Below are 22,287 nucleotides of genomic sequence, written 5' to 3' on the forward strand. Positions count from 1 at the left end.
GTACGGCCGGTTCTAACCGGCCGTACCACTCACGACCCCTTTCCCGTGAATTCATGCCGATCAAATGCGTGCGTTCCTCACGAAATGCGGTGTTCGCGAGCGGTCTCTCTTCTGGACTGCGCGATTGTTCCCGGTCCCGGGGTTTCCCGCTGAACTGGCTGTACTTTGGCCGCAGGCTTCGAAAACGCCGCGTTCTGGGGAGAGCGGGCGTGCGCGAAGAGTGAAACCACCCAGCGACGAACCAGCGCAGAAGGGGGACGGGTCATGCCCGCGACTTCGGATCTCGATCAGGTCATCGAGAAGTACGCCACTGGGAGCTTCACGGACGCCACGCCGTTGCTGGCGGCGGGAATCGAGTCGTTGGCGCTACTGCGGCTGGCGGTCGAGGTGGTGGCCGACGAGGACGCCGAGATCGACCTCACCAGCCTCGTCGACGTGCGGACCATAGGGGACCTCAAGGTCTGGCTGACCGAGCTGGCGGCCGCCGCATGACGAACCAGGGCTTCCCTCTTACCGGGTCGCAGCAAGGGCTTCTCGTTGTGCACAACCGGGCCGCGGGGCAGCCCGTCTACAACATGCTGGTCCGGTTCGACCTCGATCCGGACCATGACGCGACGCGGGTCGAGGCCGCGATCGCCGCGATGGTCGCCACGCAGCCCGCGCTGCGGCAGACGTTCGGTGTGCTGCCCGAGATGCACGCGCGGCTCACGCCCGCCACTCCTGCCGTGCCGTGTGAACGGGTGATCGTGGCGCCCGCCGAGTTCGAGGAGGCGGTCGCGACCACCTCCCAGCGGATCGGCAGGCCCGAATTCGACCTGGAGAACGGGCCCGCCTACCGGTTCGCCACCGTGCGCGCGAGTGATGACAGCGCGTCGGTGATCCTGCTGGCCGACCATCACATCGTCCTCGATGGACTCTCCGTCGGGCCGATGGTCGGTGACCTGGAACGGATGCTGACCGAGCCGCTCACTGAAACAGAGATCGCCGCCAAGGTGGAGCTGCGAGAACGCGCCTACCTCAAGGAAATGGCGGCTCAGCAACGCGCGAGCACGTCGGAGGCGGCGCTCGAGCGGTCCGCGGCGTGGGCGGAACGACTCCGTGCGGTTCCGCCGCTGGAGCTGGCGCCCCGGCCGGGGCGGCCCACCCAGACCTCGTTCAACGGGGCACGCGTGCGGTGGCAACTCGACGACACGGAAGCCGCCGCGCTCACCCGCGCCTGCCAAGAACTCAATGTCTCGCCGTTCGTGCTGTTCACCGGGATCTACGGCGCGGTGCTCGCGCGCCACGGCAATGTGCCGGAAGTGCTTGTCGGCAGCCCGTTCCTGGCCAGGCGGACCATCGGCGCCTTCGATCTGTGCGGGTTCTTCGTCAACACGCTGCCGGTGACCATCGGGGTCGACTGGCAGCGCCCTGTCGCCGATCATCTGTCCACTGTGGTCAATGGCGCGATCGACTTCTGCCGCTCCAACACCGATATCAGCTTCACCCAGCTCGTCGCGGATGTCCGTCCGGATCGGACGACGAACCGGAACCCGCTGTTCTCCGCCATGGTGGCAATGCAGGACACGTTCACTGCACGGCCCGACGGACCCGTCCGCCGGGTCACCGAACCCGGAAACGACACCGCCAAGTTCGACCTGTGGCTCGGCTTGACGCCGGTCGACGGCACGTGGCTGCTGGAACTGGAGTACGACCAGGAACTGATCGCCCCCGCCGTCGCCGACGACCTGCTCACCTCGCTGCGCACCGCGCTGCGGCGCGCGTGGGAAGACGGCTCCCGGCCGCTGGCCGACCTGTTCGCCGACGCCTCCACCGCGGCCAGCACCCGGTCCGACGGCTGGCGTGCCCAGCCGCGGTACCCGACGCTGGTCGAGGGTGTCGAAGCGACCGCGCTGCGGACCCCGGACGCGATCGCCATCGACGAACCCGGACGGCAGGTGACCTACGCGGAACTCGTGGCCGCCGTGGAGCGCGCTTCCGGCGGGCTCGCCGAGCGTGGCATCGGCCGCGGTGACCTGGTCGGACTGGCGGGAGACAACCTCGTCGACGCCGTCACCGCGGTGCTGGCGATCCTCCGCCGCGGCGCGGCTTTCCTGCCACTGGACGAAAACCTGCCCAAGGAACGCCTGACCTACATGGTCGGCAAAGCGGAATGTCGCCTTGTCGCCGGGAACGAGGTCGTGCCGGGCGTGTCGGCCGTGGCCATCAAGGAACTCGCCGAGGCCGAACCCGGCGAGGCGCAGGGCGACCCGGACGCGGCGGTCTACGTCATGTTCACGTCCGGCTCGACCGGGACGCCCAAGGGTGTCCAAATGGGACAGCGCTGGCTGACCCGGCTGGCCGCCTGGCAGGTCGACGCGCTGCGCATGGACCACGACACCCGCTTCCTCCAATACGCGCCGCTCGGGTTCGACGTGTGCTTCCAGGAGATACTGCCGACCCTGCTCAGCGGTGGCACGGTGATCTCGCGGGGTGAGGCCGACCGGCGCGACTTCGCCGCGGTGTTGAAGCGGATCGCCCAGTCCGAGGCCACGCACGTCTACCTGCCGGTGGCGGCGTTGCGCCCGCTGGTGTTGCACGCGCTCGACCGGGGCATCCGCCTGCCCGCGCTGCGCAAGCTCTGTGTATCGGGTGAGCAGTTGCTCGTGGACGAGCAGTTGCGCGAGTTCTTCGTGCAGCACCCGCACTGCGAGCTCGTCAACCACTACGGTCCCACCGAAACCCAGGCCGTGACCACGCGCCGCCTGTCCGCCGCGGACGCGGTGTGGCCGGTGCACGTGCCGATCGGCACGCCGCTGCCCGGCGTCGCCGCGTACGTGGTCGACGCGACCGGGCACCTGGCGCCCGCCGGTGTCTCCGGCGAGCTGTACCTCGGCGGAGACTGCCTTTCCGACGGCTACCGCAATGATCCGGCGCTCACCGGGGAACGATTCGTGCCGGACACCTTCGCCGGCTCGGGCCTGATGTACCGCACCGGAGACCTGGTGGTCCGCGACCACCGCGGTGAGCTGATCTTCCTCGGCAGGCTGGACACCCAGGTGAAGATCCGGGGAAACCGGGTCGAGCTGTCCGAAATCGAAGCGGTGGCGACCCGCGTGCTCGGCGTCCGCCAGGCCGTCGCGCTGGTGCACGGCGAAGGCGCCGCCAAGGAGATCGCGCTGCTGCTGGTCCCGCATCCCGGCGCGACCCCGGATCCGGAACGGGTGCGCACCCACATCTCGGCGACACTGCCCGAGTACATGCGTCCACTGTGGATCTTCACGGTGGACGCGATCCCGGCGACGCCCACCGGGAAGACCGACCGCAGGGCACTCGGCCGGGTCCTCGACGAGCTGCTCGCCGCCCACCGGCAGGTCGAAGCCCCGGTGGCGGAGTACGAGAGCGACCTCGAACGCGAGCTCGCCGCGCTGTGGGCACGCGTGCTCAAGACCGACGGCATCCTCCGCGACCGGCCGGTGCTGGAGTACGGCGCGCATTCGCTGAACATCTTCACCACCTTCGCGGAGATCCAGCAGACGTACGGGGTCACGCTGACGATGGGCGAGTTCTTCGCGTCGCCCACGATCGCGACACTGGCCTCGCTGATCCACTCGGCCCAGGAGGACGAATGACGACCACGACGGATTCCAGCAGGCTTGTCCCGTTGGTACGCAAGGGATCCCGCCCCTCGGTGGTGTTGCTTCCCGGCGCGGGCGGCGGCCTCGGTTACTACCTCCGGCTGGCGGGTTTCCTAGGGAAGACCCGGAATGTGTACGGAATCCGGGCGTCGGGACTGGTCGCGGGCGAGGGTACCGAGAACCGCGTCCCCGACATGGCCGACTCGGTGGTCAAGGTGCTGGACAACGCCGGGATCGAGCCGGACGTGGTGCTCGGCTGGTCGATGGGCGGCGTGATCGGCTGGGAGACGGCTCTCCGGCTGGCCGAGCGTGGCGTCAAGCCCTCGCTGGTGCTGATGGACAGCTCGCCGTTCAACTTCGCCGCGGGCGACGGGTTCGCGGACTGGCTGCTGGACAAGATCGGCGCCATGCTCGGCCCCCGCCCCGACGAGGAGGCCGCGGCGCGGGTGAAGCGCGTGCTGGAAGGCCAGCTGACCGCGTTGTCGGACAACAAGGTCGAGCGCGAGTACGCGGGCCGGGTGCTCTACTTCGCCTGCGCCGAGCCCGCGGACGCACGAGAGCTGAACCTGGCCGCCTGGCGGCAGCTGGCGCCCGACCTGACCGAACACCAGGTGGACGTCGATCACTACTCGATCGCCAAGCCGGAGAACTTCCCCGCGTTGCAGGACGCGCTGGCGTCCTTCCTCAACACCTGACATTTGGAGTCTGCCGTCATGACCACTCGTTCGCTCTTCGACTGGTTCCACGCTTCGGCGCTGGCGTACCCGGACAACGTGGCGCTGGAGGTCGGCGCCGAGATCTACACCTACCGCGAGCTGCTGGGCGCGGTGGAGCAGGTCTCGGGGGCGATGCGAGCCGCGCATGACGGCACGCTCAAGCGGATCGGGCTGCTGACCGCGCGCAGCACGCCCGGCTACATCTCCTACCTGGCGGCGCTGCGGCTCGGCGCGACCGTGGTGCCGATGAACCCGGCCAACCCGGCCGCCCGCAACCTCGGCATCACCGCCGAGGCGGGGCTCGACCTGACGATGGTCGACGACAGCGCGGGCGACGGCGCGGCGGAGTACCGGGAGCACGCCGGTGTCGAAATCCTCGACCTGACCGGTGACAGCTGGAAACGGTACCTGGAAACGGATCCCTCGCTGGTGGTCCCGGCGATCGTGGAGCCGCACCCCGACGACCCCGCGTACCTGATCTGCACCAGCGGCACCACCGGCCGACCGAAAGGCGTGCCGATCACGAACGCCAACCTCCACGGGTTCCTGTCCGAGGTGGCGAAGCGGTACCGGTTCGGGCCGAACTCACGTGGCGCGCAGACGTTCGAGCTGAGCTTCGACGGGCACGCGCTCGCCATGTTCGGGACGTGGGGCGGCGGTGGCGCGGTGGTCGTCGCGCAGCGCCACGACGTGCTCGCGCCGGTGAAGTTCATCAACACCAAGCGCTTGACGCACTGGATGTCCGTGCCGTCGCTGATCTGGTTCGCCAAGCGGCTGCGCGCGCTGGGCCCCGGCAGCATGCCGACGCTCGAGCTGAGCTCGTTCGGCGGCGAGGCACTCACCGTGGAACACGTCCAGGCCTGGACCACGGCGGCGACGAACACCGCGGTCATCAACTGCTACGGGCCGAGCGAGTGCGCCTGCATCGTCACCGCCTACGAGGTGCCCGCCGATCCGGCGGACCGGGTGGAGACCTCGAATGGCTCGCTGCCGATCGGAGATGTCTTCCCCCGCTTGGAATACGCGTTGCTCGACGAGGACCTCCGGCCGTCCGACGACGGCGAGCTCTGCATCCGCGGTGATCAGCGGTTCCCCGGTTACCTCGACCCCGCCGACAACATCGGCCGCTTCGTGTCCATTGAGGACGGTCAGGTGACGGTCTACGACGGCAGCACCCCGCTCACCGCGAAGCACTGGTACCGCACCGGGGACCGGATCCGCCGTGAGAACGGCGAACTCGTGCACCAGGGCCGCGTCGACCACCAGGTGAAGGTGCTCGGCAACCGGGTGGAGCTCGGCGAGATCGAGAGCTCGCTGCGCAGGCACGCCGGCATCTCCGAGGCCGTGGTCGTCACGATCCCCGCTTCGGACGGCGAGGTCGACCTGCACGCCTTCTACCTCGGCGAGCAGCTGACCGACGACGAGCTGGTCGCGCTGGTCTCCGATCTGCCGAAGTACATGCGGCCGCGTGGCTTCCACCACCGCGACGGATTCCCGGTCACCGACAACGGCAAGGTCGACCGCCGTCGGCTCGTCGACGCCTTCCTCGGCCGCTGAGAAGGGAGCCGATCGTGCACTCGGGGGTGGAACACGAGACGACCACCGCGACGCCGTCGCAGGCGGCGATGTGGTGGTTGCACCAGCGCGCCAAGGACAAGTCGGTCTACCACATCACCTGGCGGCTGGTGGCCGGGCGCGCGATCGACCAGGCCGCGCTGGCGACCGCCTGGCAGTGCGTGGCCGACCGGCACGACGTGCTGCGGACCTCGGTGGTGCGGTCCGGCGAGGACGTGCAGCTTCGGGTTCAGCCCAAGCTGCGCGTTTCCGTCGGCCGGGTCGAAGCGGATGAGCCTGGCACGGACGAGTTGCTGGGACTGCTCGCCGAGGAAGCGCAGCAACAGCCGATGTCGCTCGAGGAGGCGCCATTGGCCAGGCTCGCGTCCGTCCGGCTCGGCGACCGGCACGAACTCCTGCTCACGGTCCACCACCTACTCCTTGACGGCTGGGGGCTCCAGCTGCTGGTGGAAGACCTGTCCACCGCGTACGCCGCGGCCGTCGAGGGCCGGGAGCCCGAGTTCGAAACCGAGCCTGAGCCGTTCCACCGGTACGCGGCCCGCCAGCGAGCGGGCGCGCCATGGACGGCCGACGTCGAGTACTGGCGTGAGCGGCTGGACGGCGCGTCCGCCACAACGGTCGCCCCGAGCACCGACGCCGAGTTCGTGCCCGGTGCTCCCGGCGTGGTGTTCCGGCACACCTTCGGCGAACCGGCCACCGCCGGGATCGCGGCGCTCGCCAAGCGCACCTACGCCACCCCGTTCGCCGTGTTCCAGGCCGCCATGCACATCGTGCTCGCCCGCGGCGGCGCCGGGCCGGACGTCACGATCGGCACGGAGCTGGCCAACCGGATGACCCCGCAGGAACAGGGCGTCGTCGGCTATCTGGCCAACCTGTGCCTGTCGCGGGGGCACGTCGCCGACACCGACACCGTGGCAGGCGTCGTGACCGCCGCCCGTGACGACGCGTGGGCGACGATCGCGCACCAGGCCGCGCCCTACCCGGTCGTTTTCGGTGCCCTGCCTGAGGAAACCCGGCACCGGCTGACCGACGACTGCCCGGTCGGGCTGAGCCATCTCGGGCCGATCGGGACCGGGCTCGCGCTCGGCGACATCGAACTCGCGCTCCAGCCAAGCCCGAACCGGGCGGCCAGGGCCGACTTCTCCATCTCCACCTGGGAAGCCGACGGCAAGTACCACGCGGAGGTCGAGTACAACACCGGCCGCTACGGCCGCGCTACCGCAGACGCACTCCTCGCCGACCTGGAGACCGTGCTCGCCGCCGACCCCGATCAGCCGGTCGGCGGCATCGAAGTGACCACCCGGTCCACCCCCGCGCGGACCGGCCAAGGCTCGGCCGCGGCCCCGGTGGCCCACTCCGGTTCGGACACCTGGCGGCACGTGGACGCGGTGTGGGCGGACCTGCTCGGCAAGCCGCCGGAGGGTCCCGATGTGGACTTCTTCAACGCGGGCGGCAACTCCCTGCTCCTGCTGCGGCTCAGCGCCGCGCTGGAGGACGCGACCGGGGTGTTCATCGACGCGGTGGAGTGGCTCGCCGAGCCGACCCCGCGAGCGCTGGTGACCCTGTTGACCGGCATTGAAGACGGGCCGGCCGACGCGCCTGCCACGACCACGGTTTCACTGCGCGAAGGCACCGGCCCGCACCTGCACCTGGTGCCCGGCGCGGGCGGCAGCCCCGGCGACTTCCGCGCGATCGTCGACGCGCTCCCGGCGAACTGGCGGGTGACGGCCTCACGCGAGCAGGAACCCGCGACGAGCGTCAAGGAGCTGGCCCGCCGGTTCGCGGCCGACCTGGCCGCCGAAGGGATCGAGCCGGACCTGCTCGGCGGCTGGTCGATGGGCGGGCTGGTGGCCTACGAGATGTCGTCGGAGTCCGCGAAACCGTTGGTGCTGCTGGATTCCCCGCCGCCCGTCGGGCATACGCCCGCGACGGAGGACGAGCTGTTCACCGCCTTCTCGTCGGCGTTCACCACGGGCTTGCCCGCGGTGTCCGGCGAACCGGGCTTCCGCATCCGGGTGCTCGCCGCCTGGCTGGCGGCGAGTGGGCAGCCGATCCCCGCCGAGACGCTGGAAGAGCGGTGGCACGCCTACGCCAGGCACGCCAGGCTCGGCGAGGACTACGTCGGCCCGGCGGAACTGCCGGTCACCGCGCTGGTCGTTGGCGCGGACCTCGACGAGAGCGGCTGCGAGGACTGGGCGGGCCGGTTCCGCGAGCCGACGGTGCTGCGGACCGGCGCCGATCACCACGGCGTGCTGCGGGACGAGACCGCGCGCGAGGTCGCCGCGGCGATCGCCGAGTTCGACAAGGGGCGCCTGGTGTGAACACGGGCAAGCGGGTCGTGCTGAAGATCGGCACCAGCTCCCTGATCACCGACGGCCGGGTGGATCCCCAGCGCCTCGACCGGCTCTGCGAGGCGATCCAGCGCGGGATCGCGGCGGGACTGGCGCCGGTGCTGGTGGCTTCCGGCGCGATCGCCGCCGGCCGGACCGCGTATCCGGAGATCGCGCGGTCCGGCGGTGACGCCGCCCAGCAGGTGGCCGCCGCGCTGGGGCAAGGCCTGCTCTACCCGGCGCTGCGGGACCGTTTCGCCGCCGCAGGCCTGGTCACCGGGCAGGTGCTGCTCACCCCGCACGACCTGATCGAGCCGGACTCGGGCGTCCGGGTGCGTGCCTTGTTCGACGAGATGCACCGGCACGGTTACCTCCCGATCGTCAACGAGAACGACGCGCTCGGCGTCCGCAACAACGACGTGCTCGCCGCGCTGCTCTCGGGGTTCCTCGAGGCGGAACTCCTCCTGCTGCTGACCAACGTGCCGGGGCTCTACGACGGCAACCCGATGCTGGGTGCGTCCGCGCGCCGGATCGGCCACGTGCCCGCGCTGAACGCGGAATTCGAGGCCATGGCTGGCGACTCGACCGGTGACGGCGGCACCGGTGGCATGCGGATGAAACTGGCCGCCTGCTGGATCGCCACGTATTCGGGCGTGCGGACGGTCATCGCCGACACCGCCGATCCCGCCGTGCTCATCGACGCCTACCGCGGTGTCGACGTCGGCACCGACTTCGCGCCGCGCCCGGTGCACGGCAAGCCGCCGTCGGCAGGCCGGTTGTGGCGTGCTTTCCGCACCCCGCCACGGGGCGCGATCACACTGGGGCCCGCCGGGCGGCTGGCCATCGAACACCGGCAACCGTTGCGGCGGGTGCAGATCACCACGGCGCGCGGCCGGTTCCGCGCGGGGGACGTGGTGGACCTGACCGGCCCCGACCAGCGTCTGCTCGCCCGCGGCGGCATCCGGTTCGGCGCTCAGAGCGTCGAGTTCGGCTGCGCGCCGGACACCGCGCTGCTCGCCGGTTCGGACTACGTACGCATCGGAGAGGACTGATCATCATGACCGTGCTGGACCAGTGTCAGGACGCGGTCGCGGCCTCGGCCGTGCTCAAGCGGCTGACCACCGAGAAGAAGAACGCCGTGCTGCGGGACATGGTCGAGGCCATCGAAACGCACCTGGACTCGATCATCGCCGCCAACTCCGAAGACGTCGCAGCGGCTCGTGAAGCCGGCACTTCCGCGACGCTCGTGGACCGGCTGACGCTGACCGAGCGCCGGGCGGCCGGGCTGACCGCCGCCATCCGCACGATCATCGACCTGCCCGACCCGTCCGGGCGGGTGGTGGAGGGCTGGACCAGGCCGAACGGCCTGCGCATCGAACGGGTGCTGGAACCGCTGGGCGTCATCGCGGTGATCTACGAGGCCCGCCCGAACGTCACGGCCGAGGTGGCCGCGCTGTGCCTGAAGTCGGGGAACTGCGCCATCCTGCGCGGCTCGTCGACGGCGATGCGCACCAACCGCGCGATCATGGCCGCGCTGGACACCGCGATCGCGAAGCACCCCGACGTGCCTGCCGCGACCGTCCAGCTGGTCGACGACCCATCGCGGGAAGCCGCGCTGGAACTGATGCGCGCCAAGGGTTATGTCGACCTGCTGGTGCCTCGCGGCGGCCCCGAGCTCATCGCCTCGGTCGAACGCAACGCGACCGTGCCGACGGTGATCGACGGCGCGGGCAACTGTCACCTCTACATCGACGCGACCGCGTTGCCGGAGATGGCGACCGAGGTGGTCGTCAACGCGAAGACGTCTCGTCCGAGCGTCTGCAACGCGATCGAAACCCTGCTGGTGCACCAGGATCTGGTGACCGGATGGCTGCCACAGGCGTTGGACGAGCTGGCCGCGGCGGGCGTCGAGATCCGGGGCTGCGCCCAGGTGCGCGACGCGTGGCCTAAGGCGCTTGAGGCCACAGTGGACGATTGGGCGACCGAGTACCTGGACCTCGTGCTCGCCGTCCGCGTCGTGTGCGATGTGGACGAAGCGATCGCGCACATTCGCGAGTGGGGCACCGGGAACGCCGAAGGCATCGTGGTCCAGGACATCGCGGTGGCGGCCCGGTTCGCCCGCGAGGTCGACTCCGGCAGCGTGTTCGTCAACGCCTCGCCGCGGTATTCCGACGGCGGCGAGTTCGGCTACGGCGTCGAAATCGGGGTGTCCACCCAGAAACTGCACGCGCGGGGCCCGATGGGCCTGGCCTCGCTGATGACCGCGAAGAACGTGGTCTGGGGCAGCGGGCAGACCAGGACGGTCGCCTGATGGGGAACCCGCTACGGCCCAGTTCGCTGCTGGAGAGCGTCGACCAGGCGATTTCGATCAAGTACAACAACCTGGTCTACGACCTCAAGTCGACCGGCCACGACATCATCACGCTCTCGCTCGGCGAGTCGTTCTTCGACGTGCCGGCCCCGGATTTCGACGGCATCGACCCGGCCGAGCTGCACCACTACTCCCATTCCCGCGGCCTGCCGGAGCTGCGCAGACGGCTGGCCAAGTACTACGGGGACCAGTTCGGCCTGTCGGTCGACCCCGATCACGAAATCCTGATCACCGCCGGGTCCAAGGTCGCGATCTACCTGGCGTTGCTGGCGACCGTCGAGCCGGGCGACGAGGTGCTCGTGCTCGAGCCGTTCTGGCTGAGCTATCCCACGCAGGTCCGGTTGTGCGGCGGCGCGCCGGTGATGGTGCCGCACGACGTCGACGTCTGGAAGCTGGGCGAGTACGTGACCGGCCGCACCAGGGCGATCATCGTCAACAACCCGAACAACCCGAGCGGCCACGTGTACACCGCGGCCGAGCTGGACCACCTGCACGAGCTGGCCGAGAAGCACGGCCTGCTGCTGATGGTGGACGAGGCGTACAACGAGTTCGTCGCGCCGGGCACCGAGTTCATCACCTGCGGCGCCGCCGATCCCGAGCTGCGGCACACCGTGACGCTGAACTCGATGTCCAAGAACTACGGCATTTCCGGGTGGCGGGTCGGCTACGTCATCGCCCATCACACGCTGATCGACCAGATACTCAAGGTCAACCAGCACCTGATCACCTGCGCGCCGACCCCGTTGATGCGCTACCTCGCCGATCACTTCGACACGCTCATCGAGCGCACCAGGCCGCAGATCCAGCACGTGGTCGCGCGCCGCAACGAGGTGGCGGGCTGGCTGGCCGAGCGCGGCATCGAGGTGCTGCCCGGCGAGTCGACCTTCTACCTGTTCGCCTCGCTGGGCGCCTCGAAGCTGGGATCGGACGCGTTCGCCGACCGGCTGCTACGGGAATCCGGGGTCTGCGTGGTGCCGGGGATCGCGTACGGGGACTCCTGCGACCACCACATCCGCGTCTCGGTCGGCACGGAGTCACCCGAGCGGATCCGGCGTGGCCTCGACGCGATCGCCGCGCTCATCGAAAGCACCGGGTGATGCACGTCGACCTGGTCGCGGACCTCGGTGAGGGCTTCGGCGCCTATCGAGTGGGCGACGACGCGGCCCTGCTCGACATCGTCTCCTCGGCCAACATCGCCTGCGGTTTCCACGCGGGCGATCCCCGGCTGATGGAGGAGACGGTGGCCGCGTGCGCCCGGCGCGGGATCGGCATCGGCGCACATCCCGGGTTCCCCGATCTGGTGGGTTTCGGCAGGCGTGCCATGGAGCTCACCGCCGACGAGGTGCGGACCGACGTGCTCTATCAGCTCGGTGCGCTCAGCGCGTTCACCACGGCGTGCGGGACCCGGATGCGGCACGTGACCCCGCACGGCAGGCTCGGCAACCTGGCGATGAGCGAGCGGCCGTACGCGGAAGCCGTCGTCGACGCGGTGGCCGCGTTCGACCGCTCGCTGACCATGGTCACGCAGGGCGGAGTGCTCGCCGAAACCGCTCGTAAGGCGGGGCTTCCGGTCGCCATCCTCATGCTGGCCGACCGCGGCTACCGCGACGACGGCACACTGGTGCCGCGCCGGGACCCGGGCGCGGTCATCACCGATCCCGCCGAGGTGGCCGCCAGGGTGGTCCGGGCGGTCACCGGCGGCGTGGTGCGGACCGTCACCGGCCACGACCTCCCGATCGCGTGCGACACCGTGTTGGTGCACGGCGACACCCCCGGCGCGGTCGACCTCGCGCGCGGTATCCGTGGCGCCCTGCGGGAAGCCGGTGTGGACATCGTGGGTATGCCATGAAGATCGAGCCCTACGGCGACTCGGCGCTCTTGGTCCGTCCTGGCGGGGAAAACGCGTGGCAGACCGTGCAAAGCCTCGCCGACGTGCTGACCGGTTCGGGGGTGACCGATCTGGTGGCGACCTACGACAGCCTGCTCGTCGCGTTCGACTGCGTGCTTCTCGGGCATGACGAGCTGACCTCCCGCATCCGCGGGATCGAGCTGGAAAACCCAAGCACACCAACGGTTTCCCGATGCTTTGAGATCCCGGTCGCCTACGACGGCCCCGATCTCGCGGACGTCGCCGCGGAACTCGGATTGAGCGAGGACGAGGTCGTCCGGCTGCACTCCGGGGCCGACTGGGTGGTGCGGTTCCTCGGCGCCCCGGCGGGCGCGCCGATGCTCGACGGCTCCCCGTTTCCCGCACCCGTGAGCCGCCGCCCGAGTCCGCGCACCTCGGTGCCCGCGGGCTCGGTGGCCGTCTCCGGCAGCCAAGCGGTGATCTACCCGGTGGTCTCCCCTGGCGGCTGGCGGCTGCTCGGCCGGACCCCGCTGCGGCTGGTCGACACTTCGCGCGACCCGATGGTTCCGTACCGGCCGGGCGACCGGTTCCGGTTCGTGCCGGTCTCCGGAGCGCGGCCGTGATCCGGGTGCTCCGGGCCGGGCTCGCCGCCGCCACCGACCTGGGCAGGCCCGGTTTCGCCAGGCAGGGGCTGCCCGCGGGCGGCGCGGCCGACCAGTACTCGGCCGCGGTCGCCAACATCCTGGTGGGCAACGCCGAGAACACGCCCCTGATCGAGGTGACCGCGTCGGACTTCGCCTTCACAACGGACCGGCCCGCGCTCCTCGCGGTCACGGGAGCGGCCGTGACTGTGAACGGGTCCGCTCGCCGGGCCTGGGAACCCTTGTGCGTCAACGCTCATGACCACGTGGAACTCACCAGGCTCACCGGCTTGCGCGCCTACGTCGCGGTCAACGGCGACTGGCACGTCGACCGGACACTCGGCAGTTGCGCGGCCGCACCGGAACTCGGTGTGCGCACGTGGCTGCGCGCGGGCGCGACCATCGACGTCCGTGACGGCTACCGTCCCGTCGACCACCCCGTCTTCGTACTCGGCGCCCGCGAACCCCGGCTCCCCGATCCGCTCACGATCGACATCACGGCCGGCCCGGACGCGGACGAAACCGTGGCCGCCGCGCTGACCACCGCCACGTACACGGTCAAGGCCGACAGCGACGACATCGGCGTCCGGCTGGACGGCCCGGTGCCACCCGGGGTCGCCAAGACCGACCTGCTGTCGAAAGGCGTGCCACCCGGCGCGGTCGAGCTGCCGCCCGGTGACGAACTGCTGGTGTTGCGCCGTTCCCACCCGATCACCGCGGGCTATGCGGTGATCGCGGTCGTCACCCGTGTGGGGCTGTCAACGCTGGGCCAAGCCCGCCCAGGTCAGCGGCTGAAATTCCGGCTCCGCACGATCGAGGATGCGGTCGGCGATCAACGACGGCAACGTCAAGTACTAGACGCACTGACTCGCCGGGCCCAGACCGCGTTCACCAGCGCAGGCGTCCCTTAGTGGGCAACCACCTAGCTGGAAGGACAGCGTCATGACGGAAACGCTCGAACCGCGAGTGCGGGAGTCGGCCGACCACAGCGGCCGCAACACCGCGGTGCTGGTGGCGTTCACCGCGGCCACCAACCTCGCCGACGGCGTGCTCAAGGTCGCGCTGCCGCTGATCGCGACCACGCTGACCACCTCGCCGGCGCTGGTCTCCGGCGTGCTGACCACCCTGATGCTGCCGTGGCTGTTCACCGCGCTGCACGTCGGCGTGCTGGTCGACCGCGGTGACCGGCGGAAACTGCTGTGGCTGGCCAACTTCGTCCGGGTGGCGATGGTGGGCGGGCTGCTCGCCGCGGTGCTGACCGGCACGCTGACGTTGCCGATGATCTACGCGAGCGGGATCATCCTCGGCGTCGCCGAAGTGATCGCGCTGACGGCCGCGGCCGCGCTTTTGCCCTCGGTGGTCTCCGGACCGAAACGAGAACGCGCGAACTCCTGGCTGACCGGCGCGGAAACGGTCTGCAACGAGTTCATCGGCCCGTTCCTGGGTGGCCTGCTGGTGGCGGCCGGAGCCGGGATCGTGCTCGGCACCACCGCGATCACCTACGCGATCACCGCGGCCACGCTGGTCTTCCTGATCGGCCGTTTCCGGGTGCCCAGGGTCCTCGGCCCCGGCGGCGTCGAGGAGGCCAGGCCGGCGGTACACGCGCAGATCGCCGAGGGCCTGCGGTACCTGTGGGATCAGCGCGTGCTGCGCGTGATGACCGTGCTGGTCACGGCGCTCAATTCGCTGTGGGGAGCCTGGCTGGCGCTGATGCCGCTGTTCGCCACCACGGCCATGGGCGTGGACAAGGCCGTCTACGGCCTGCTGGTGGGCGCGCTCGGCGCGGGCGGGACCATCGGCGCGCTGCTGGTGGCCACCTGCAACCGGCTCTTCGGGCGACGGCAGGTCATGCTCGGCAACATCTTCCTGACCGGCACCATGGTCGCCACCCCCGCGCTCACCACGAACGCCTGGGTGGTCGCCGCTGGCGCGTTCCTCGGCGGCCTCGGCAGCGGCCTGTGGGTGGTCAACTCCCGCACGGTCAGCCAGACACTGGTCAGCACGGCGATGATGGGCCGCTACAGCGCCACCGCCCGCCTGTTCGGCTGGGGCGCGGTGCCGCTCGGCGCCTTCCTGTCCGGCCTGCTGGCGGAGTGGGCTGGCACCCAGGTCGCGTTCGCGGCGTTCACCGTGATCGCGCTGACGGTCGTCGTCCCGTTCCTCCGGGTCTACTCCCGCCCGGTGGCCGCGGACATGGAGCGTCGCATCGCCTCGGGCGCGGAACCGACGGCGGCGGCACAATGAGATTCGTGGCCACGATGCTTGAGCTCCTCGACGCTTTCGACGACTTCCCCCAAGCCCGCACCCTGCGCGAGCGCACCTACGAAGGCCTCGGCGGCACCGTCGTCGACGTCGGCTGCGGCAGCGGACTGGCCGTCGGCGAACTGGCAGCACTCGGCGCGACGGCCATCGGCGTCGACCTCGACACCGACATGATCGAGATCGCCACCGAGCGCTGGCCCGGCTGCGAGTTCCACATCGCCGACGTCACCGACCTGCCCTTCGACGACGGCTCGCTCACCGGCTACCGCGCCGACAAGGTCCTCCACGACCTCCCCGACCCCGAGGCCGCCATCGTCGAGGCACACCGCGTGCTCGCGGACGGGGGCCGCGCGATGCTCGTCGCCCAGGACTGGGACGCGTACATGATCGACTCCGACGACCCCGAGCTCACCCGCGACCTCATCCGCGCCCGCGCGGACGGCGTCCAGCACCCGTGGGTCGCCCGCCAGTACCGGAACCTCTTGCTGGACAACGGTTTCACCGACGTCACCGCCGAGGTGCACACCATCGTCTGGACGGACGAGACAGCACTCCCGATGCTCGCCAACATCTCGGGCCGGGGCGCCTGGCTCGACGAGCAGACCGCCAGGGCCCGCGAAGACCGCCTCTTCGTCGCGGTCCCCTTCATCCTCACCACCGGGATCAAGGGCTCGTGAGTGGTATGACCGGTTAGAACCGGCCATACCACTCACGACCTCGACATTCGCGGGTCCTCGGAAGGGTCGGCGTACATGGGCGGCGGACCGTGCTCGACAGCCTCCGGCCGCAGTTCGAAATGCCAGGGTTCGTTCCGGTAGATCTGGCACAGGCCGTAGGCGGCGCCGTGCTCGAACAGCCACGCCGCGGCGGCGGGCGGCCCGATGTCGACCGCGTGTCCCGACACGTGCGCGGACGTGTCCGGGGTCGCCACCCAGCGACCGGCCTCCTCCTCCGAGCCGTATTTCGAGACGGCCTCGCGGCGGAGCTGCGCCTGGTACTGCGGGGAGCGCCAGCCGCTGTTGACGCGGAGCTCGATGCCGAAGTCCGCGGCGACGGTCGCGGCCTTCCGCAGCGCCGCGAGCAACGCGGGGTCGAGGTTGGCCACGGCCGGAATGGAGTCGAAGACCGTCACACCGGGAGGAACGGCGCCGAGTGCTGGTTCGGTATAGGTCATGCCCGTAGTCAAGGCACCGGGGCATTACCAGGGCGTATCCGGTTTTCGATATGCCGGCGATAGGGCAGGGCCCGTACCGTCCACGGTGTGCGTGTCTTGATCGTCGAGGACGAGCCCTATCTGGCGGAAGCGGTCCGCGATGGCCTGCGCCTGGAAGCCATCGCGGCCGACATCGCGGGTGACGGCGACACCGCCCTCGAAATGCTGAGCGTCAACGCCTATGACATCGCGGTGCTCGACCGCGACATCCCCGGCCCCTCCGGCGACGAGGTCGCCAAGCGCATCGTCGCCTCGGGCAGCGGGATGCCGATCCTGATGCTCACCGCCGCCGACCGGCTCGACGACAAGGCGTCCGGGTTCGAGCTCGGCGCCGACGACTACCTCACGAAGCCGTTCGAGCTGCGCGAACTCGTGCTCAGGCTCAGGGCGCTGGACCGCAGGCGCGCCCACAACCGGCCACCGGTGCTGGAGATCGCGGGCCTGCGGCTGGACCCGTTCCGCCGCGAGGTCTACCGCGACGGCCGCTACGTCGCGCTGACCAGGAAGCAGTTCGCCGTGCTCGAGGTGCTCGTCGCCGCGGAGGGCGGTGTGGTCAGCGCCGAAGACCTGCTGGAACGGGCGTGGGACGAGAACGCCGACCCGTTCACCAACGCCGTGCGCATCACGGTCTCGGCACTGCGCAAACGGCTCGGCGAACCCTGGCTGATCGCCACGGTGCCCGGCGTCGGCTATCGCATCGACGCCGATGGCTAGGGCGCGCGGGCTGAGCGTCCGCCTCAAGCTCACCCTCAGCTACGCGGGCTTCCTCATGCTCGCCGGTGTGTTGCTGCTCGCGGGCGTGCTCGTCTTCTACCTGTACTTCCTGCCCGACGGCTGGATCAGCACCGACGCCACCATGTTCTGGATCAACCGCTCGCTCCTCATCCGCGCCTTCTTTCCGTTCATGGGCCTCGTGCTGATCTTCCTGCTGGTCTTCGGCGTGCTGGGCGGGTGGCTGCTCGCCGGCCGGATGCTCGCGCCGCTGACCCGCATCACCGAGGCCACCCGCACCGTCGCGAAAGGACGGTTCTCGCACCGCATCCGGCTGCCCGGCCGCAGCGACGAGTTCCGCGAACTCGCCGATGCCTTCGACACGATGCTCGGCAGGCTCGAAGCACACGTCGCCGAGCAACGCCGCTTCGCCGCCAACGCGTCCCATGAGCTGCGCACCCCGCTGGCGGTCTCGCGGACGCTGCTCGACGTGGCCAGGACCGAGCGCGACCACGACGAACTCCTCGAGCGCCTTCACGTCGTCAACACCAGGGCGATCGATCTCACCGAGGCCCTGCTTCTGCTCAGCCGTGCCGATCAGCGGGCCTTCACCATCGAACCCGTCGACTTGTCTCTTAAGGCCGAGGAAGCCGCTGAAACGCTGCTAGCCCTCGCGGAGGAGCGCGGAGTCACCATCGAGACTTCCGGCGACGTGGCACTCACCGTCGGCTCGCCCTCGCTCCTCCTGCAGCTGACCACGAACCTTGTGCACAACGCGATCGTGCACAACCTGCCCGAGCAGGGCACCGTCCTGGTCACGACCTACGTTCGCCCCGAGACGGTGGAGCTCACCGTCGAGAACACCGGCAAGCGGATTTCGCTGGATCTGGCCGCCACATTGATCGAGCCGTTCCAGCGCGGCACCGAACGCGTCCGCAGCGATCACGTGGGCGTCGGCCTCGGCCTGGCGATCGTCAACAGCATCACCCGCGCACACGACGGCACCCTCGCCCTCACCCCGCGAGCCTCCGGCGGGCTCACCGTCACCGTGCGATTGCCCGCCGCTCGGTGACCGCGGCGAGCACGTGCCTGGCCAGCACGACGTCCGCGTCGGACGCGCCCGCCGCCGACGCTCGCGCAGCCATCGCCCCGAGCCGCGCGGGATCGGTGAGCACCGGGATCAAGGTGGCCTCGACCCAAGCCGGGTCCAGCGCGGCGTTGTCGACGAGCAGCGCCCCGCCCGCCGCGACCACCGGCTCGGCGTTCAGCCGCTGCTCGCCACCGCGCAACGGCAGCGGGACGTACGCGGCAGGCAGCCCGACAGCGGCCAGTTCGGCACACGTCATCGCCCCCGAGCGGCAGACCACGAAGTCGGCCGCCGCGTAGGCGTACCGCATCTCGTCGACGTACGGGACGACGACGTAGGGCAGGTCGCCATCCGGCACCTCCACGGCGTGCCGCGCCCCGGTGATGTGCAGGACCTGCACCCCCGTCGCCCGCAACGCCGCGGCCGCGCCGGACACCGCGTCGTTGATCGCCTGCGCGCCTTGCGAACCACCCGTGACCAGCAGCACCGGCCCGCCGGGGCGCAGGCCGAACCGCCGCCGCGCCGTCTCGCGCAGCGCGGCCCGGTCGAGCCCGGCGATCGCCTGCCGCAACGGGATCCCGATGGCGGTCGCGTGCGCCAGCCGGACGCCCGGCGCGGCGGTGAACACGCGCGTCGTCATCCGCGCGGCCATCCGGTTGGCCAAGCCTGGCTTGGCATTCGCCTCGTGGACGACGATCGGCAGTCCCCGCCGCCGCGCGGCGAGGTAGGCCGACATGGCGACATAGCCGCCGAAACCCACCACGACCTCGGCGCGCACCCGGTCGAGCACCGCGACGGCCGCCCGTGCCGAATCGGCCAGCCTGCCCGGTGTCCGCAGCAGTGCCGGGTTCAGTGCACGGGGCAGCGGCACCGGCGGGATGAGTTCGAGCGGGTAGCCGCGGGCCGGGATGAGCGTGGTGTCCAGCCCGCGGACCGTGCCGAGTGCGGTGATCTCGGCCTCGGGCTCCAGCCGTCGCAGCGCGTCGGCGAAGTTCATCATGGGCTCGATATGCCCGGCCGAATGCCCGCCCGCGACCACGACACGCGGTGCGGTCACGCCGTCTGCCCGATGGGAAAGTCGAAATACGAGTCCGGATACGGTTCGTCCCGCAGTGTGTAGTGCCACCATTCGCGGTCGTAGCGCCGGAACCCGCAGTCCTCCATGATGGTGCGGAGATGCCGCCGGTTCGCCGACTCGGTCTCGGTGATCCCGCTCGCGCCGTGATGGGAGATCGCGTCCATCAGGTCGTGGTCACCGCCCATGGCCGCCAGTTCGCCGGAGTCCAGGTGATAGAGCGTCAAGTCGACGGTGCTGCCCCGGCTGTGCCCCGATTTCGCGGCCACGTAACCCTTTTCGAACATCTCGGTCTTGTCGATGTTCGGGTAGTGCCGCGACTTGGTCCGGCCGTCCTCCGGCCGCCGCGACCACCGCAGGAAGTCGTCCACGGCACGCTGCGGCCGGTAGCCGTCCCACAGCAGCAGACCAAAACCGAGCGACTCGGCCTTTTCCCGCGCGTTCTCCAAAGCCGCGCACAAGGCCCGCGTGCCGACCACCCGGTTCACCAGATATCCGTCCACCGGCTTACCGGTGAAGTTGTCCCAGGTGGCGTACTTGGCGTCCCACCGGATTCCCGGCGCGACCTCGTCCACGAAGACGAAACCTTCGTTCACTGCAACTTTCCCGTCAGCGCCAGCGAGATCATCCGGTCGATCACCTCGCCGAGCGGCAGTCCCGCGGCGGCCATCATCCTCGGATACCGGCTGTACGAGGTCAACCCCGGCATGGTGTTGACCTCATTGAGCGCCACGGTCCCATCCTCCCTCAGGAACATGTCCACGCGCGCCAATCCCCTGCACCCGAGCGCGCGATAGATGGCCTTCGCCGTCTCCTGGACAAGCGCGCGTGCCTCCGCCGAAATGTCCGCGGGGACGATGAACGTCGAGTTCTCGGAACCACTTTCGGGATTGTCCTCCTGATGGATCTTGAAGAACCCGTGCGAGAGCGCGACCCGGTCCAGCTCCCCCGCGATGAGGTCCAGCTCGTTCCCCAGGATGGAACAGCCGATTTCGCTGCCCGCGACAGCCTCCTCGATCAACACCTTCGAGTCGTACTGCCGCGCGACCTCGACCGCACCCGGCAGTTCTTCCGCGCTGGAAACCTTGCTGACGCCAAAAGAAGACCCCGAACGAGCAGGCTTCACAAAGACGGGATACGTGAACTGGCCGGGATCGACGGTTTCGCCCAGCGCGACAGTCCAGAAGTTCGGCGTCGCGATCCCCGCGCTTTCGACGACCAGGTAGGTCAGCGACTTGTCCATGCACAGAGCGGAACTCTGCACATCACAGCCGACGTAGGGAACGCCGGCCAGTTCGAGTAAACCCTGCACCGCGCCGTCCTCGCCGAGCCTGCCGTGCAGCACGGGGAACACGACATCCAGCCCGATCGCCCGGTACTGCCCGTCCTCCAGCACCAGCAACCCGCGGACACCGCTGTCCGGCGACAGCACGACCGGACGGCCGCCGTCCTCCCAGCCCGTGGCGGGCCCGTCACAAAGCTTCCAAGCCCCGGTCTTCGTGATCCCGATCCAGATCGCCTCGTATTTGTCGGCATCGAGGTGCTTCGCGACCTCTTGCGCGGACTTGACCGAGACGGGATGTTCCTCGGTAGCGCCCCCGAAGATGATTCCGACCTTCACCCTATCCATGCTGTTCTCCACTTTCAAAAGTCAGGCAGTTGATGAGACTGTTCTCGACGGTGTCACTCAGCGCGTGATCCGTGTAATAGGCGGTGTGCGGACTGATCAGCACATTCGGCATCCCCTGCAGCCGCACCAGCGGCTCGCTTTCCAGCGGCCGATCTCGCCAGTCGGCGTAGAAGATCCCTTCCTCGCCCTCGATGACATCCAACGCCGCACCGCCCAGCTTCCCGCTTTCCAGCGCGTCAACGAGAGCCTGGGCGTCGATAAGCGGCCCGCGCCCGGTATTGACAACGAACGCGCCGTCTTTCATCTGCGCGATCCGCCGCCGATCCAGCAAATGGTGCGTGTCCGCGGTGAGCGGGGTATGCAACGTGACAATGTCGCTCAACTGCACCAGTTCGTCGAGCGGAACGTAGTCGGCGGAGTTCTGGGGAAGACAGTCGTAGGCCAGCATCCGGCAGCCGAAGCCCCTCAGCCGATCCATGACCGCGACGCCAATGCGTCCCGTTCCGATCACGCCGACAGTCAGATCGCGCAGTTCTTTCCCGCGCACCTCATGCAGCCGGTAGTCATGGACATCCGCACGCCTGAGGGTCGATTTCGCGTTCCGCACCGCCATGAGCATCAACATCACGGTGTAGTCGGCGACACTGTCCGGCGAATAAGCGACATTCCCGACGGAAATCCCGACGCTCCCGGCGTACTCCACGTCGATATGGTTGAACCCGATGCTCCTCGTGGAGACGTACGCGACGCCGAGCCTGCTGAGCGCGAGCAGGGTCGCATTCGTGATCCGCGTCTTGTGCCCGACGCTGATACACCGATTCCCGGCCGCCAGCTCGACATTGGCCTCGCTCACCGCGTCCTCGGTGATGGTCGGCAGCACACCGCAGCGAGGCGCCAGCTCCCGGAACAGGACGGCCTCATCCCGCCCGCACCCGTAGATCGTGATCCCCATCGCCGTACCGGCCGAGGCCGACGGCGACCGCGTGCGAAGCCCCGCCGTCCGCCCCAGTTCGCTGTAGATCATGCCGCCCAGCCAACCCGGCCCGGCGTTGCCACCACGTATCCGCTTTTCGATACGCCCGCAATATGCTACCGCCCAGTAACATCCACCCGCCCACCGCTGAGGGTCGTGAGTGGTACGGCCGGGGGTATAAGGGGGGGCTAAACAAAACAGGAGGGTTTGTGGACACCCCCCAGACCCAAAAGTAGT

The 22,287-nt window shown here is 69.6% G+C and carries 20 protein-coding genes; 15 read left to right on the forward strand and 5 right to left on the reverse strand.

The genetic code is table 11. From position 1 onward, the window contains the following. Positions 1-264: 264 nt before the first annotated feature. From ACFV15_RS05675 to ACFV15_RS05735, 13 genes are read left to right on the forward strand one after another with little or no spacing between them, the layout of a single operon-like run. Positions 265-492 carry a phosphopantetheine-binding protein gene (locus tag ACFV15_RS05675; protein ID WP_378348961.1) on the forward strand — a complete coding sequence of 76 codons (228 nt, stop codon included), beginning with the start codon at positions 265-267 and terminating at the stop codon, positions 490-492. Then, complete coding sequence (locus ACFV15_RS05680; protein WP_378348962.1) at positions 489-3,611, forward strand: amino acid adenylation domain-containing protein; 3,123 nt, start codon at positions 489-491, stop codon at positions 3,609-3,611. Before ACFV15_RS05675 ends, ACFV15_RS05680 begins: the two co-directional genes overlap by 4 nt. Then, complete coding sequence (locus tag ACFV15_RS05685) at positions 3,608-4,312, forward strand: alpha/beta fold hydrolase (RefSeq protein WP_378348963.1); 705 nt, start codon at positions 3,608-3,610, stop codon at positions 4,310-4,312. Before ACFV15_RS05680 ends, ACFV15_RS05685 begins: the two co-directional genes overlap by 4 nt. A gap of 18 nt (positions 4,313-4,330) precedes the next feature. Continuing rightward, the gene (locus ACFV15_RS05690) at positions 4,331-5,890 is read left to right on the forward strand and encodes an AMP-binding protein (RefSeq protein ID WP_378348964.1); all 1,560 of its coding nucleotides are present in this window, start codon (positions 4,331-4,333) and stop codon (positions 5,888-5,890) included. Positions 5,891-5,904: 14 nt separating this feature from the next. Next, positions 5,905-8,229: a condensation domain-containing protein gene (locus tag ACFV15_RS05695; RefSeq protein ID WP_378348965.1), complete on the forward strand. Its 2,325-nt coding sequence runs from the start codon at positions 5,905-5,907 to the stop codon at positions 8,227-8,229. Then, positions 8,226-9,290 carry a glutamate 5-kinase gene (proB, locus tag ACFV15_RS05700; RefSeq protein ID WP_378348966.1) on the forward strand — a complete coding sequence of 355 codons (1,065 nt, stop codon included), beginning with the start codon at positions 8,226-8,228 and terminating at the stop codon, positions 9,288-9,290. The genes ACFV15_RS05695 and proB overlap by 4 nt, the downstream gene beginning before the upstream one ends. A gap of 5 nt (positions 9,291-9,295) precedes the next feature. Next, positions 9,296-10,549, forward strand: a complete 1,254-nt coding sequence (locus tag ACFV15_RS05705; RefSeq protein ID WP_378348967.1) for a glutamate-5-semialdehyde dehydrogenase — start codon at positions 9,296-9,298, stop codon at positions 10,547-10,549. Continuing rightward, entirely contained in the window at positions 10,549-11,706 is a 1,158-nt protein-coding gene (locus tag ACFV15_RS05710; protein WP_378348968.1) for a pyridoxal phosphate-dependent aminotransferase, read from the forward strand. The genes ACFV15_RS05705 and ACFV15_RS05710 overlap by 1 nt, the downstream gene beginning before the upstream one ends. After that, positions 11,706-12,458, forward strand: a complete 753-nt coding sequence (locus tag ACFV15_RS05715; protein WP_378348969.1) for a LamB/YcsF family protein — start codon at positions 11,706-11,708, stop codon at positions 12,456-12,458. The genes ACFV15_RS05710 and ACFV15_RS05715 overlap by 1 nt, the downstream gene beginning before the upstream one ends. Further along, positions 12,455-13,081: an allophanate hydrolase subunit 1 gene (locus ACFV15_RS05720; protein ID WP_378348970.1), complete on the forward strand. Its 627-nt coding sequence runs from the start codon at positions 12,455-12,457 to the stop codon at positions 13,079-13,081. Before ACFV15_RS05715 ends, ACFV15_RS05720 begins: the two co-directional genes overlap by 4 nt. Beyond that, positions 13,078-14,010 carry an allophanate hydrolase gene (locus tag ACFV15_RS05725; protein WP_378348971.1) on the forward strand — a complete coding sequence of 311 codons (933 nt, stop codon included), beginning with the start codon at positions 13,078-13,080 and terminating at the stop codon, positions 14,008-14,010. Before ACFV15_RS05720 ends, ACFV15_RS05725 begins: the two co-directional genes overlap by 4 nt. A 31-nt stretch (positions 14,011-14,041) precedes the next feature. Continuing rightward, positions 14,042-15,343 (forward strand): MFS transporter, encoded by a 1,302-nt coding sequence (locus ACFV15_RS05730; RefSeq protein ID WP_378348972.1) that lies wholly within the window; start codon positions 14,042-14,044, stop codon positions 15,341-15,343. Between the two features lie 14 nt (positions 15,344-15,357). Next, positions 15,358-16,038 (forward strand): methyltransferase domain-containing protein, encoded by a 681-nt coding sequence (locus ACFV15_RS05735; protein ID WP_378349113.1) that lies wholly within the window; start codon positions 15,358-15,360, stop codon positions 16,036-16,038. 32 nt (positions 16,039-16,070) lie between these two features. Here ACFV15_RS05735 and ACFV15_RS05740 read toward each other — a convergent pair whose 3' ends face one another. Continuing rightward, entirely contained in the window at positions 16,071-16,535 is a 465-nt protein-coding gene (locus ACFV15_RS05740; protein ID WP_378348973.1) for a M15 family metallopeptidase, read from the reverse strand. Positions 16,536-16,622: 87 nt separating this feature from the next. Between ACFV15_RS05740 and vanR-Sc the strand changes: the two genes are divergently transcribed. Further along, positions 16,623-17,288, forward strand: a complete 666-nt coding sequence (gene vanR-Sc, locus ACFV15_RS05745) for a VanSc-type vancomycin resistance response regulator transcription factor VanR (RefSeq protein ID WP_378348974.1) — start codon at positions 16,623-16,625, stop codon at positions 17,286-17,288. Next, on the forward strand, positions 17,281-18,357 hold the full coding sequence (locus ACFV15_RS05750; protein ID WP_378348975.1) for a sensor histidine kinase: 1,077 nt from the start codon (positions 17,281-17,283) through the stop codon (positions 18,355-18,357). The genes vanR-Sc and ACFV15_RS05750 overlap by 8 nt, the downstream gene beginning before the upstream one ends. On the opposite strand, the gene ACFV15_RS05755 is transcribed toward ACFV15_RS05750, so the two are convergent. The 4 genes from ACFV15_RS05755 to vanH are packed head-to-tail and all read right to left on the reverse strand — an operon-like array spanning position 18,329 to position 22,029. Next, complete coding sequence (locus ACFV15_RS05755; RefSeq protein ID WP_378348976.1) at positions 18,329-19,429, reverse strand: glycosyltransferase; 1,101 nt, start codon at positions 19,427-19,429, stop codon at positions 18,329-18,331. The two genes, ACFV15_RS05750 and ACFV15_RS05755, sit on opposite strands and share 29 nt — an antisense overlap. Then, positions 19,426-20,043, reverse strand: coding sequence for a D-Ala-D-Ala dipeptidase VanX (vanX, locus tag ACFV15_RS05760; RefSeq protein ID WP_378348977.1), 618 nt, complete (start codon positions 20,041-20,043; stop codon positions 19,426-19,428). Before vanX ends, ACFV15_RS05755 begins: the two co-directional genes overlap by 4 nt. Continuing rightward, a complete protein-coding gene (gene vanA / locus ACFV15_RS05765; RefSeq protein WP_378348978.1) occupies positions 20,040-21,077 on the reverse strand; it encodes a D-alanine--(R)-lactate ligase in 1,038 nt (345 codons plus the stop codon). Before vanA ends, vanX begins: the two co-directional genes overlap by 4 nt. Further along, a complete protein-coding gene (gene vanH / locus ACFV15_RS05770) occupies positions 21,070-22,029 on the reverse strand; it encodes a D-lactate dehydrogenase VanH (protein WP_378349114.1) in 960 nt (319 codons plus the stop codon). Before vanH ends, vanA begins: the two co-directional genes overlap by 8 nt. Positions 22,030-22,287 lie beyond the last annotated feature (258 nt).

It is taken from the genome of Amycolatopsis sp. NPDC059657 (assembly GCF_042734395.1).
Lineage (GTDB): Bacteria > Actinomycetota > Actinomycetes > Mycobacteriales > Pseudonocardiaceae > Amycolatopsis.

Bases quoted from the DNA above. Each gene is read 5' to 3' on its own strand.
- ACFV15_RS05705 (WP_378348967.1), top strand. From the start codon at position 9,296: ATGACCGTGCTGGACCAGTGTCAGGACGCGGTCGCGGCCTCGGCCGTG.
- ACFV15_RS05710 (WP_378348968.1), top strand. From the start codon at position 10,549: ATGGGGAACCCGCTACGGCCCAGTTCGCTGCTGGAGAGCGTCGACCAG.
- ACFV15_RS05715 (WP_378348969.1), top strand. From the start codon at position 11,706: ATGCACGTCGACCTGGTCGCGGACCTCGGTGAGGGCTTCGGCGCCTAT.
- vanA (WP_378348978.1), bottom strand. From the start codon at position 21,077: ATGGATAGGGTGAAGGTCGGAATCATCTTCGGGGGCGCTACCGAGGAA.
- ACFV15_RS05750 (WP_378348975.1), top strand. From the start codon at position 17,281: ATGGCTAGGGCGCGCGGGCTGAGCGTCCGCCTCAAGCTCACCCTCAGC.
- ACFV15_RS05675 (WP_378348961.1), top strand. From the start codon at position 265: ATGCCCGCGACTTCGGATCTCGATCAGGTCATCGAGAAGTACGCCACT.
- ACFV15_RS05740 (WP_378348973.1), bottom strand. From the start codon at position 16,535: ATGACCTATACCGAACCAGCACTCGGCGCCGTTCCTCCCGGTGTGACG.
- vanH (WP_378349114.1), bottom strand. From the start codon at position 22,029: ATGGGGATCACGATCTACGGGTGCGGGCGGGATGAGGCCGTCCTGTTC.
- ACFV15_RS05690 (WP_378348964.1), top strand. From the start codon at position 4,331: ATGACCACTCGTTCGCTCTTCGACTGGTTCCACGCTTCGGCGCTGGCG.
- ACFV15_RS05680 (WP_378348962.1), top strand. From the start codon at position 489: ATGACGAACCAGGGCTTCCCTCTTACCGGGTCGCAGCAAGGGCTTCTC.
- ACFV15_RS05730 (WP_378348972.1), top strand. From the start codon at position 14,042: ATGACGGAAACGCTCGAACCGCGAGTGCGGGAGTCGGCCGACCACAGC.
- ACFV15_RS05720 (WP_378348970.1), top strand. From the start codon at position 12,455: ATGAAGATCGAGCCCTACGGCGACTCGGCGCTCTTGGTCCGTCCTGGC.
- ACFV15_RS05685 (WP_378348963.1), top strand. From the start codon at position 3,608: ATGACGACCACGACGGATTCCAGCAGGCTTGTCCCGTTGGTACGCAAG.
- ACFV15_RS05735 (WP_378349113.1), top strand. From the start codon at position 15,358: ATGCTTGAGCTCCTCGACGCTTTCGACGACTTCCCCCAAGCCCGCACC.